Raw genomic sequence first — 12,965 nt, 5'->3', positions numbered from 1 at the left:
TTCATTCTTTATGCGGTCTTTTCCTGTTCCAGAATTGCTTCATATATTTTTCGGATACGATACCCAAACATGGTATTGCGCCGGCTGATGTAATCCGTCCGGATAGCCTGGGCGATCGCACGTTTGCTTCCCACAATTATAAACTTTTCTCTGGCTCTTGTTACTGCTGTATAGAAAATGTTTCTGCGGAGCATCCACCGGAAACACGGAAGCATTGGAAGGATCGCCATCGGATACTCACTGCCCTGAGCCTTATGTACCGTAATCGCATATGCCAGTGTCAGCGGCCAATAGTCTTCCTCCTGATATTCCATGACCCGGCCATCCCCAAAATCTACACGCATGACCATTTTTTGATCTTTCCGAAAAATCCCTACGACTTCTCCAATGTCGCCATTTGCTACTTCATCGTTGTTTTTTGTCTGCATGACCCGGTCACCTTCCCGGTAAGTATTCCTGCCATTTGTGATTTCCGGATAACCGAAACGCTTTGGATTCGCAATGTCACGCAATACCAGATTCAATGCATCCGTACCTGCTTCCGTATCTTTCCGAAGCGGTGACATCACCTGCACTTCTTCCAGAGAACCGTTTCCCTGCAGCACTTCTTTTCGATAGATCTGCTGTATCTTTCGAGAAGCCTCCTCCGGTGTGGACGCCGGAATAAACCAAAAGGTATCATCAAACACCAGATCCAGCTGATTCTTATTGATCTTAATGGCATTCTGGTTGATGGTAGAATTCCCTTCCTGCCGGAAGCATTCATCTAAGACAGTTACCGGAAATACGCCGGAATCGATGATCTCCTGAAATACTTTTCCAGGCCCTACGGATTCGATCTGATCTTTATCACCCACCAGAACCAGTCTGGCACCGGATTTAATACTGGAAAACAGTTTATCCGCCAGATACATATCGACCATGCTGAACTCATCTGCTATGATCAGGTCATCTGGAATTGGCTGCTCGTTCTTCCATTCTTCCTCTCCAGCTTCGCCTGTAAGCCCTATGGATTTATGAATCGTCAGTGCTGGATACTCTGTACATTCCCGCATTCGTCTTCTGGCGATGCCTGTAGGTGCACATAAAAGGATCACCGCATTTTTATCCAACGCTTCCTGTACAGCAATGATGAAACGGATCACCGTAGTCTTTCCTCTGCCGGGTCCTCCTGTAATGATGGATACCGGGTTTTCAAAGACATTTTTTACTGCCACCTGCTGTTTCGCATTCAAAATAATATCCTGTTCTTTCTGGATCTTTCTTAAAATACGGTCAACATTTACAGCCATTCCAGTCTGCATATGAAGCCTGACTAATGCGGCAGCAGCTCCCAGTTCGGCCTGAAAGCTTTTGCGTGTATAAAACCCTCCATCGTGGCAGATCAGGCTCCCATCTGTATGGATCATATCATTGCCTGCATCCCGGATTGCCCGTTCAGAGACCGTTGAAACATCTTTGTTATGATTTAAAAGTTTTTCGACACGTTCAATGATGTCCTCTCTTTTTAAATACAAATGTCCTTCGCCTTCTGCTTCTGACATAATATGCAGAATAGCAGCTTTGATACGAAGGGGATCATCTGCACGGAAATGTTTTGCCTTTACTGCAATCTGGTCAACTGTCATAAATCCAAATCCATGAATCTCACAGAGCCGGAAAGGATCCTCTTTCACGATCATAACTGCAGCAGGACCAAATTTTTCCTGTATTTTTGAAACTTTTGCAGGAGTCACGCCAAAAGGGGACAAATACATCATCAGTTCCCGGATGGAACTGCTTTTTTGATATCCTTCCAGAATATCATCTAAGCGTTTCTGGGTAATTCCTTTTACCTGAAGGAGTTTCTCCGGGCTGTCATTAAAAACATTCAGTGTGTCTTCCCCAAACGTTTCCACGATGCGGGCTGCCATTGCCGGTCCGATCCCTTTGATCAGGGATGACGACAAATAAGTCCGAATACCTTCTTTTGTGGTTGGCATGGTTACTGAAAAATTACTCACGCTATACTGCATTCCATATTTTGTGGGTTTCCATTCTCCCGTCAGTTCCACATCCAGGCCTTCGTTCGTCGGAAGTTCGGTTCCAAACGCCTGAAATATTCCATAATTTCCATTCTTCTGTTTTTTTACTTCCTCCGGTAAATCTTCATTGGTCATGTAGGAAGCTACCGTATATCCACTTCCTGCATTATAATAGATCTGCCGGATGGCTTTACAGCAAATGCTCATGTTCTAGCTCCTCTCTACCATGAGATCCAGAGATAATTATTGCATCCCATACTGGTGATGAAACCATCCTTCTTTAGTTTTTCCCGGATCACCTCTGTCTGTCCGGAAGGATATCCTTTTAAAATTCCAATCCTTCGATATTTCCTTTTTCCAATGGAAATACTGCAGATTCCTTCCCTGTTTACTGAAAAACGGTTTCGATTTTCAGATTCCAGAGTTTTCCGAATCGCCTGGATCCGCTCAAAGCCTTCCTTTTCGTACCATATGGCAGCCTGTGCCCTGCATCTTGCCTGCTTCTCCTGATTATCGAAATTTACCGTTTCCGATCCCTTCTCATGATTTTTCGGTAAATCCTCGGTCTTTTCAGCATCTGCATGTACTTTACGGGCATCTGCATGTTTTTTTTGCTGCTTATTGTCATCATCATTCTCATTCGTTTCCTCCTTGTCCTTTTTCATAATAAATTTTTCATAGAAAAACAATCCTGCTGCAACCGGAATGACTAATGAAAGGGACTGTATGATCACTGCCAGAAATACCGGCCATAAAAATGGTGATACTAACAGACCAAAAATTCCAGTTATCACGCACAGCTGTTTATGTGCAGACAACCATTTGTTCATTTTCTCTATCATAAGCATTTCCTCCTATGATTTGCTCAGTCAAAATCCAGTTTTTCATCATCTGTTTCCATGTACCGGTCATCAATATCCTGACTACGCTCCCGGCTTCTTGCCGAAGTTCCTCTGGATCTTGTCCCGCCAGAATTTGATCTCCGTCTATCATCTGATGCATCTGTCCTGGTATTGTTTCTGTATCTTCCACTTTCACGTTCCCTGTCATAGTCACGGTCATCCATTTCTGCTGCTCTTTCACTTCTAGTGCTTCTGGAAGCTGAACGCTGGTTTTCTGCACGGTCAGAACGGTTTCGATTAGAAGATGCCCTTGTTTCTCTTTCCGGCTCTTCCCGCTCGTCATTTCCAGATTCTAAAGCTTTCTTACTTTCTGCAAAAGAAATCTCTTCAATCATAAGCCGCATGCCGTAGACATTTTCACCAGCCCGATTCTTGTAGTTGTCATTCTGCATACGACCTTCTACCAGAATCTTGATACCCTTAAACAGATATTTTTCCGCGAACTCTGCTTTTCTGCCAAAAGCCGTACAGCTAAAGAAATCTGCTTCCGGATCTCCTCTTCGTACAAATTTCCGGTTTACCGCCAAGCGAAAGTTTGCGATGGCAAGTTCTCCATTCTCTGTCTGTGTGTAGCGTAAATCAGGCTCATTTACTACTCGTCCCATCATGATTGATTTGTTCATAATTGTCCTCCCATAACTTTATAAAGTTTTCCAGTTTCATTCCAGATGTTCCCGCATACATTTGACTAATGCTCCCATACCATTTTTTCGGATCTCGCGGGCAGCAGAGTCAGCCGTACATAAATTTTTCGCCATCTCCAGTGATTCTTCTCCCGGATGTGTTGCAAACAATACCGGTATCAGATAAAACAGAGATTTTTTGACCAGCATATCATATGCCATCTTAAAAGATTCAGGCGAAGTTTCCTTTCCATCTGGATTACATACAATCTGCCATACTCCTGGATATTCGATAATCCATTCAAGAAGGTGCACGACCTCCTTTTCCATCTTTTTTCGTTTCATAACGCCCTCCTTGCATTCTGAGTTTTCTTGTGTTTTTTATGATCCTCCTTTCCTTATTTGCTGATCTGTACTTGTTGTCTGCCATATTTTTGCAACAAAAAAAGGCCATTTAGAAATTTTCATTCTAAATGACCTTATTCATTACAAAGGCAGGAGGCTTTTGGCTCCTTAATGTTTTACTCCCGGTCAGATCCGGAACCAGCGTTTCTTATCTGTGTCTACAGATACAAATACAAATCTCACAATCATATTAACACAAGATATTGTTGGCGTCAATCACACTTTGCTATATTTTGTGTTTGGATCATTCAAAGATTTACGATATCTATTCATCAAAAACACCTTTCGTATTCTATAAGATGAGTCAACGTTTCTTCTTATATAGAACCACTATCACAAAACAAATTAATACCGCTAAATTTCCTAATATAGAAAATATAAGCTCCCATAATGGATGATTAAAATACCCCATTATTATTCCAATGAATACCAACACTTCTGCATAACACTTCCGCTTTCAATAATTCAAAACTGTTTCTGCCATACATTATTCGTTTTATAACTTTGATTTTATTTACACTACCTTCTGCAAGCCGTTATTATACGAATATATGATTCCGTTTTTTACAGCAGTTAAGTCCTTTTTTACACCGTTTATAAATGTTTGAAATTCAGGAATATCATATTTTTGTGCTGTATTGATCCATTCGTCTAATTTTGCAGCATTTTTTGAGAATATAACGTTACAAAAATCTTTGGTTAATGTATACAGCTCACTTAATAAAGGATATTTTTTAATACTTCCGGATACTATTTTACAGTGATTGTTCCTATATCCTCAAGTTTTTTACAAATCAGCTGGCACAAAGCTTTCCTTTGCACATATTCAGAATGCGGCTTCTCCGTTTCCTTCTGTTTATGCATTCATGTTCTTTCTTTTTGTATAAACATTCGTAACGATAATAAGAACCGTCTTGCCTTTTACCAGTCTGGATATTGCGTTTTGAATTTCAGTCGTCCTTTTCCCTTCTACGGACTTTACGACATAGGCCGTAAACAAATTCAGTAATAATCTATTTTTTTCTTTCTGTTCTTTCAATTTTGGGAAACTCTGATCGCTAATTACGTGTTCCATTTTACAGGCATCTGTTTCTGCCTGTCGTGGATCCACGCCAGCTTCTATTAGTTCTTCCGTAAAAAAGCGGTGTCGCTCATAAATTTTTTCAGCTACCACTTTCCCTTGACTCGTCAAGTACAAAAAGTGATTCTCATCTATAGTTAAAAACCCTTCTTTTAAAATATTAACCGCATGACATACGCTGGGCTTTGATACTTCCATATGTCGAGCGATGTCTACCGAGCGGACGCTTCCAAATTTTTTATAGAGAACCAAAATTGCTTCTAAATAATCTTCTCCAGATGTATAAAGGTTCATAAGTCCTCCTTTACTGAGCCAGCTTCCAGCCGATGGCCTCCTGTCTGGCCGATACAAAATCAGCATACAGACCCTTTTGCTGGATCAGCTCCGCATGAGTGCCGCGCTGGACGATATGAGCGTTGTCCAGTACAAGGATCTGATCGGCGTTGCGGACGGTTTTTAGACGGTGGGCAATCATGATGATGGTCTTGTCATGGGTCAATGCCTCGATAGCCCGCTGCAATTCATCCTCATTCTCCGGGTCAACGCTGCTTGTTGCCTCGTCCAAAATGATGATAGGTGCGTCCTTCAGCATGGCGCGGGCGATGGAAATCCGCTGTTTCTCGCCGCCGGACAAAGTACCGCCTCCCTCGCCAATCACGGTGTCATAGCCATCCGGCAGGGCAGAAATAAAGTTATGGCAGCAAGCCTTTTTCGCCGCTTCAACCACTTGTTCATGGGTAGCATCCGGGCAGCCAAACTTGATATTATTCTCAATCGTATCTGCAAATAGGTACACGCTCTGGAACACCATCGAGATATTCTTCATCAGGCTATCCAGCTTGAAATCTCGTACATCCGTACCGCCTATGGTAATCTTCCCGGCATTCACATCCCAAAAACGGGCAATCAGGTTGCACATCGTTGTCTTTCCTGCCCCGGAAGGGCCGACAATGGCCGTAGTCGTTTTTTCTGTAATGGTAAAGCTGACCTGATCTAATATCTTACGGTCTGCGTAGGAAAAATCCACTTTGTTAAACACGATCTCGCTGGACTTCGGCGTAATATCAGCACCTTTCTCGTCCATTACCGGCGTGTCATCAATGGAGTTTGCCGTATCCATCGAGGCCGCCAGCATTTGCAGCAAAGAGGCTATATTCCCGGCGTTCTCCAAATCGTTGAACACCATGAAAGAAGCAATCACCAAAATCAGACCGTAGGCCAGCGGCAGGGAGCCGTCCAGCCAGAACCAGACCGAGGCCAAAAGTAACAGGACGCTGAACACTCGGACAACAGCCTGTTTGATAGCGTCATAGGGAACACTGGCCTTTGTCAATTTCAGGTTATCCCGGCAGCTCGCCTTAATTGCACTGCCGATAGACTGCGTGCTGTCCCGTTCCAGTCCAAATGCTTTAACAATCCCCATCCCCTGAATGTACTCCAACACAGACTCCACAAGGGACTCCTGTGTGTGCTGGCGTACACCGCTGAGCGCGGCTGATTTGCGAAGCGCCAGTTCCGCCGCCGCAAGGTAAATCAGGACACCGGCAGTGGCCACAAGACCGATCCGCCAGTCAAATACCAACAGGACGATGACGAGGGCAACCGAGTTGAAAAAACCGCCCAGCACTGACACCAGGACACGGGCTGCTGAGTTCTCTACATCACCCAAAGTTGTTGTGACAATGGCGGTAATATTCCCGATACTATTCTTGTTGAAGTAGCCCATCGGGATGTAGCGCAGCCGATCTCCGATGTGGATACGCTTTTCCGCCACCATGCAATAGCCGGTTTCCGTCTGCTCCATCGTGGAAAAATAGGTCGTGATGATACGCCCAATGAGGGAAACGGCCATAATTCCCAGCGAAATGCAGATAAACTTTCCGTCCCGGTTGTCAGATACTAACGCGCCGATCACTACAAAGAGGGCGGCAAACTGCATGGCTGAAAACAGCCCGGACAGGAATGAGAATAACAGGGATTTTTTTAGAAGCCCCTTTTTGCTGCCTGCAAAAGCAAAGATTTTTTTCAATGTTCCATACATCTGACAACACCCCCTTACATCTGGTCTTTCGCGCCGATGTGCGCCTGCCACATATCCCGGTAGAGGGGGCAGGTTTCCAGCAGCTTCTCATGCGTACCCTGTGCGTGGATGGTTCCATCCTTCACCACAACGATGTTATCTGCGCCAACAATGGTAGACAGCCGGTGTGCGATCACAATCAGGGTCTTGCCGACAGTTAAAGTGGAAATGGCTTTCTGCACCAGCACCTCATTCTCTGGGTCGATATAGGCAGTTGCCTCGTCCAAAATGACAACCGGCGCATTTTTCAGCATGGCGCGTGCGATGGCAATCCGCTGGCGTTCACCGCCGGAAAGATGGGAACCGGCACTGCCGACAACCGTATCATAACCATTATCCATCTTGCGGATAAAGGCGTCGCAGCCGCTTTGTTTGGCTGCCTGCTCCACCTCTGCGTCCGTGGCACTGGGTCTTCCCATGCGGATATTCTCCCGGATACTGCGGTTAAACAGGTAGTTGTCCTGAGATACATAGGAAATCTGGTTTGCAATTTCAGACAGCGGCATATCCTTCAGCTCATGGCCGCCGAGGGTAATACTGCCGGATGTAACATCCCAATACCCGGCAATCAGCTTCGCCACCGTAGACTTGCCGGAGCCGGACGGCCCTACAAGGGCGGTCATGGTTCCGGGGTGGATGGCGAGATTCACATCATGCAAAACCTCTGTTGTCCCGTCATAGGAAAACGACACAGACCTAAGAGAAATGCCGGTATCTTCCAGCTTGATCGGCGTTTCTTTATGGTTCAGTTCTTCGGCGTTCAGAAGCTGGCTGATTTCTTCCACATTTGTCCCCAGTACGGCCAAATCGTCCGTAAAGGTAAAGGCCGCAATAATCGGCCCGATCAGTCCCAGCGAGAAAATCACAATGGACAGGAAGGTGGAAAGCTCCAGACTGCCGGAGAGCCAGAACGCGAAGCCGCAGGGCAGCACGCAGATTAGCACTGAGGGCAGGATGGCGTTGTAGGCGCTCATGGTTTTCTGGTTTTCACGCATCCAGTCCACATAATAGTTGGCGTTATAATTCACCGCGTCAGAATATTTTTTGTAGGAACCGGCGGACTGGCTGAACGCTTTTACCACCTCAATCCCGCTGATGTATTCTACAATGGCGTTTGCCATCTGCTTTCCCGCTTTAACCGCGCCCTCCCATTTGACGGGATAATTCTTCATACCGGCGGACATGACAGCAAGGCCCACCACCAACGTAACAAGGGACAGGAGCGCCATGCGCCAGTCCATAACGAACAGATATACGACAATCACCAAAGGCACCAGCACATTTGCGGTCATTTCCGGGAGCAGGTGTGCGAAGGTCGATTCCATGCCTTCAACCCGGTCAACAATCGTCGTTTTGTACTGGCCGGACGGAGTATCTAAAATCGTCCCCATCGGGACGCAGGCCAGCTTTGCGGTGATATTCTCTCGCAGATCGCGCAGCGTGTAATAGGTCGCCGTGTGGGAAATCGTTGTAGAAAGACTGGAAAACAGCACTTTCCCAAAGTAGCCGCACAATGCAATAATGCCAGCGGTCACATAGCGGGAAAAATTCTGTTCCCCAGACAACATCATTGTGACAATATGCGCCACGGAGAAATAGGGCACCATCTGGCAAGCCACGCCTAATACTGCAAGGATAATACTGCCGATGAATTTTCCATGATAAAGTTTGCCCCATCTCCATAAGACGCCTATGGGCGACTCTTTCTTTTCCTCCTTCATTCTGTGGACACCTCCTTCTTCATATCACTCAGGAAAAACTTTAGCAGGCGTTTTCGGCCATTGCTGTCCTCTATGGAATAGCTTTCCTGAATTTGCCCATTTTCTAAGTGAAGGACATAATTGCAACAGCGTAGAATAAATTCCGGGTCATGCGTTACCACAAGCGCGGTTCTTCCGGCATTTGCCACCTGATTGACAACATTAGCGGCCTGCCTCATGTGAAACAGGTCAAGGCCGCTGGTCGGTTCATCAAATAAAATCAGAGGCCGCCCCGAAGCAATCGCAGAGGCAACCGCCACACGCTGCTTTTGGCCGCCGGACAGCCCCATCGGGTGGCAGTCCTCAAAGGAATGCAAGTCCATCTCCTGCAAGATTTCTCTTGCCTTCTGTTTATCCTCGATTCTCATACTGAGCAGAATTTCATCCAGAACACTTTCGGTAAAGAGCTGGTGGTTTACATCCTGCATGACCATATAGCAGAGTTTCAATCGTTCTTTTCTGGAATAGTTCTTGCTTTGATCCTGCACCGTTCCCTTGAAGTGCTTTTCCAACCCGCAGAGGCACCGGGCAAAGGTGGATTTTCCCGCACCATTATGTCCGATGATGGCCGTGGCGCTGCCGGATGGGAAAGAGGTTTCCGTTATATGCAAGGTTTCCGGCTCATGCTTATAGGCGAAGGACACATTCTTTATCGTCCAAACCGCCTCGTTCATTCTCTGCGGCGAGCCTTCAACTTCTGAAAGCCCCGCAAGGTCAAGGGGCCGCAATCCCATATCATCGCGCTGTTTTGCCGACAGGCCGCAAAATTCCTCTGCTGTATAATCACCTTCGATTTCTCCATCTTTCAGGTACAGAACACGGTCAAAGAGGCCGGACAGATAATACAGCCGATGTTCAGAGATGATGATGGTCTTTCCCTGCGATTTCAAAGTAAAGAGTAGCTGTCGGAAATCAGCGATAGCGTATGCGTCAAGGTTGGATGATGGCTCATCAAGCACATAAATATCCGGGTCAATCGCCGCTGCCGATCCGCAGGTGATTTTTTGCTTTTCACCGCCGGACAAAGAAAAAATACTTCTATCAAGCAGCGGCTCCAACTTTAGCTGTGCAGCTACACGCTTTACACGGTCACGCACAAGATCTTCCGCTATGCCGTGATTCTCTGGGCCGAAAGCCAGTTCGCTGGTCGTGTCCACATTGAAAAACTGAGAACGCGGATTTTGAAATACAGAACCGACTTTCAGAGAAATATCAAACAGTGACAGGTCACGGGTATCCTTTCCATCCAGATAGACGGAGCCGGTATAAGTTCCCTCATGATAATGGGGGATCAAGCCGTTAAACAACCGGGTCATGGTTGTTTTCCCACAGCCGGAAGTCCCGCAGAGCAGGACAAAAGAACCGTCCTCAATAGTGCAGGAAATATGTTTCAAAGCGCCACCGGCCTGCCTCTCACTGTCGGGAAGGGTACTGGCAGGATAAGAAAAGGACACATCTTGACATTCAATCATTTCCTTCACCCCCTTGCGGCAAGCACATAGATTTGCGCTGCAAATGCTCCCAGACAGATCAGCAGGAAAATAACATCCTGCACATGAAAACCCAGCTTACAGATATTCGTCCGTTTTACCGGGCCTCCCAATCCCCGCGTAAGGGCTGCCTGGGACAGTTCCTCTCCGATTTTGACGGAGCAGATCATCATGGGGACAATCCGATACTCTAAAATCGCACCGACTTTTCCACCACCAAAGCGGACGCCACGCATCCGCATGGCGTCCCCAATAGCGCTCCATTCTTCCACAACCGTGGGAAAGAAGCGAAACATCACAGACATAGGAATGGTGATCTGCTGCGGCAGGTGGAGCCGTTCCATCGCCGCAACAAATTCGCTGACCGTGGTTGTCGTTACCACAAAATATCCCATGACCACGCTGGGGGTGAACCTCAGCAGAATGCCAACAATGGCTACTGCAATGTAGTTTGCTACGCCAGCCAGTCGTGACAGACCGAACATTTCCAGGCACAGACTGCCTCCAAAAATAAGGATATAGAGAACAGCGCCTTTCCCTTTTCTGGCCGCTGACAAAAGTAACAGCGGGATCGCCGCCAACACGATGATGTAATACTGCATGATACCTTCATACGAACCGCCTAAAATAAAGACAGCTATGGTAATCAGTACCGCCAGTTTTGTCCGGGGGTCTAATAAAATTCCGCTATTGTTTTTTTGACTTGCAAGAAGTTCGCGGCTCATTACACAATTCCCGCCCGCTCAAAGTGCTTTTTGAAAATCTTCCGTCCGATCAGGCCGCCGACAAGACCGCTGACGAAAGCAGCAATAAGCAGTATCGGCAAAATCCAGTCGGGCATATAAGCCATGAGCGTGTCGGCATATTCCTGACCGTAGCCGGGGAGCAGGTTCTGGTAGTAAGCGTCACGCGTCACAACGATGGGAATAAAGGCGCCGATTACCCACATGGAAAAAACGCCGTGAATCAACACTTCGCGCTTGGCATTTTTGTAGTCACAGGCTTTCATCATAAAATCGGAAATCAGCCCGAAGATCAGCCCGGTAGGGATGCACCACCAGCCCATGCCGGTCAGCAGCATAATGATACCCAGCAGCACTCCGCAGATAGTAAGCATACCGAATTTCTTAATTTTGGAGAAGAACAACATCATCGGAATACCGCCCACAAGCGGCACGATCACGCTGATAAGTGGAATAAAGATCGGGATAAAACCGATAGACGCCGCTGCGAAAATGACGATAAAGTAAATCGCCGTAAAAATACCGATGTTGATTAAGTCCTTTCCTTGCAATTTGTTGTTCATTGCGAAACCTCCTAACATGATTACTTTTGTCTTTGTTAGTTCTTACTAACTAGCCCTAATGATAGCATAAATTCAGCTGTGCTTCTATGCACATATAGGTATTTTAAGCCCGTATAGCAAGGAGTTTTTTCGCTCTGCCAGAATATCCATTGACCGGGAGTTTTCTCGCAGGTATAATAATATCAGCGATTTTGCGTGATGAAAGGGGCGAAGCAGTTGCGTAACATGATATACAACATTTTAGAAAACAGCGATGCCGTTTCTGGTGTGACCTTGAAAAACAGTCCAAATAGCAGCACATTGCTTTTGGATCGGGCAGATGGCAAGGGACGCATGACATTCCATACGCTCTTTCCGGGGCTGACTTTGGCTTTTATTTTTGTAAACGCTCCCGTATGGCCGGAGTCGGATGAAAATTCAAATCTAAAGCCTTTGCTGATTAACTATTGCGTTTCGGGCAGAAGTGAATTGCTTCTGGATGACGGCTCCTACATTTACCTGAAGGAAAATGATTTTTGTGTCAGTGAACAGACCGCACAGAAAGAATATATCTTTCCCACACGGCAATATCAGGGCATAAAAATATACTTTGACCTGCCACTTCTTTTACAGTCCTGCGGTGAACTTTTGAAATCTTTTTCACTTGACCTCCCTACGCTGGAAGGAAATTATTGTGGCAACCATAAGACATATATCAACGGAGCGGACAGTGAGCTGGAAAATATATTTCAAAAACTCTGGCGGCTATCTGAAAAGCCCTCTGCCTTCCATTTGCAAATCTATACGCTTGAACTTCTCCACCGGCTTCTCAACATGGAAATCCGGCCTCCGAAAACCTGCGGATTCTACACGGAAACGCAGGTTGAAATTGCAAAAAGGGCAGCACAAATCCTTTCTAATGATCTTCGCCAGCACATCCCTATAAGGCAGATTGCAGAACGATTTTCGGTCAGTGAAACCAGCCTTAAGAATTATTTTCGAGGCGTATATGGACAGAATATATCCACCTGGCTACGGGAAATCCGTATGAACGAAGCCGCAAGGCTTCTTTCGAACACAAAGCGTCCGATTGCCGAAATATCAGGACAGGTTGGCTATTCTAATCAAGGAAAATTTGCAGCTGTATTTAAAAAACAGCTTGGATTATCACCCTTAGAATATCGACGATTCAAAAATTTGGAAAAATACTAAAGCCGAGATAGATTAATACTCTCGGCTTTACTCATTTCACATTCTTTATACAAAATTATCCCTCTAAAAGTTTATTATCATTTGCGTACCTATATTTGTCATT

11 protein-coding genes and 1 pseudogene are annotated in these 12,965 nt (G+C 45.9%); 1 reads left to right on the top strand and 11 read right to left on the bottom strand.

Features of this window, described 5'->3' with window-relative positions; genetic code table 11:
• Positions 1 to 8 precede the first annotated feature (8 nt).
• The 11 genes and pseudogenes from BN3261_RS06765 to BN3261_RS06720 all read right to left on the bottom strand — a co-directional run bounded on the left by BN3261_RS06765 (position 9) and on the right by BN3261_RS06720 (position 11,671).
• Entirely contained in the window at positions 9 to 2,231 is a 2,223-nt protein-coding gene (locus BN3261_RS06765; protein ID WP_059085820.1) for an SF1B family DNA helicase RecD2, read from the bottom strand.
• A 14-nt stretch (positions 2,232 to 2,245) separates the two neighbouring features.
• Positions 2,246 to 2,866: a hypothetical protein gene (locus tag BN3261_RS06760; RefSeq protein WP_059085819.1), complete on the bottom strand. Its 621-nt coding sequence runs from the start codon at positions 2,864 to 2,866 to the stop codon at positions 2,246 to 2,248.
• A gap of 23 nt (positions 2,867 to 2,889) precedes the next feature.
• Positions 2,890 to 3,549, bottom strand: coding sequence for a single-stranded DNA-binding protein (ssb, locus tag BN3261_RS17225; RefSeq protein WP_110925771.1), 660 nt, complete (start codon positions 3,547 to 3,549; stop codon positions 2,890 to 2,892).
• Positions 3,550 to 3,585: 36 nt separating this feature from the next.
• Complete coding sequence (locus BN3261_RS06750) at positions 3,586 to 3,894, bottom strand: hypothetical protein (RefSeq protein WP_015525087.1); 309 nt, start codon at positions 3,892 to 3,894, stop codon at positions 3,586 to 3,588.
• Between the two features lie 574 nt (positions 3,895 to 4,468).
• Complete coding sequence (locus BN3261_RS18380) at positions 4,469 to 4,693, bottom strand: transposase (protein WP_227226502.1); 225 nt, start codon at positions 4,691 to 4,693, stop codon at positions 4,469 to 4,471.
• Between the two features lie 273 nt (positions 4,694 to 4,966).
• Positions 4,967 to 5,329, bottom strand: a pseudogene (locus BN3261_RS06745) (metal-dependent transcriptional regulator); the annotation flags it as partial.
• A 10-nt stretch (positions 5,330 to 5,339) separates the two neighbouring features.
• Positions 5,340 to 7,076 (bottom strand): ABC transporter ATP-binding protein, encoded by a 1,737-nt coding sequence (locus BN3261_RS06740; protein WP_059085818.1) that lies wholly within the window; start codon positions 7,074 to 7,076, stop codon positions 5,340 to 5,342.
• Between the two features lie 14 nt (positions 7,077 to 7,090).
• On the bottom strand, positions 7,091 to 8,836 hold the full coding sequence (locus BN3261_RS06735) for an ABC transporter ATP-binding protein (RefSeq protein ID WP_059085817.1): 1,746 nt from the start codon (positions 8,834 to 8,836) through the stop codon (positions 7,091 to 7,093).
• Positions 8,833 to 10,347, bottom strand: a complete 1,515-nt coding sequence (locus BN3261_RS06730) for an ABC transporter ATP-binding protein (protein WP_059085816.1) — start codon at positions 10,345 to 10,347, stop codon at positions 8,833 to 8,835. The genes BN3261_RS06735 and BN3261_RS06730 overlap by 4 nt, the downstream gene beginning before the upstream one ends.
• Positions 10,348 to 10,352: 5 nt before the next feature.
• A complete protein-coding gene (locus tag BN3261_RS06725) occupies positions 10,353 to 11,090 on the bottom strand; it encodes an energy-coupling factor transporter transmembrane component T (RefSeq protein WP_059085815.1) in 738 nt (245 codons plus the stop codon).
• On the bottom strand, positions 11,090 to 11,671 hold the full coding sequence (locus tag BN3261_RS06720) for an MptD family putative ECF transporter S component (protein ID WP_059085814.1): 582 nt from the start codon (positions 11,669 to 11,671) through the stop codon (positions 11,090 to 11,092). The genes BN3261_RS06725 and BN3261_RS06720 overlap by 1 nt, the downstream gene beginning before the upstream one ends.
• Before the next feature lie 225 nt (positions 11,672 to 11,896).
• On the opposite strand from BN3261_RS06720, the gene BN3261_RS06715 reads away from it, so the two are divergent.
• Positions 11,897 to 12,862, top strand: coding sequence for an AraC family transcriptional regulator (locus tag BN3261_RS06715; RefSeq protein ID WP_059085813.1), 966 nt, complete (start codon positions 11,897 to 11,899; stop codon positions 12,860 to 12,862).
• Positions 12,863 to 12,965: the final 103 nt, after the last annotated feature.

Origin of the sequence: Blautia massiliensis (ex Durand et al. 2017) (assembly GCF_001487165.1) — a bacterium.
GTDB lineage: Bacteria > Bacillota > Clostridia > Lachnospirales > Lachnospiraceae > Blautia_A > Blautia_A fusiformis.
The sequence above is the reverse complement of the archived record's forward strand: the minus strand, read 5'-3'. Positions and strand labels throughout refer to the sequence as shown.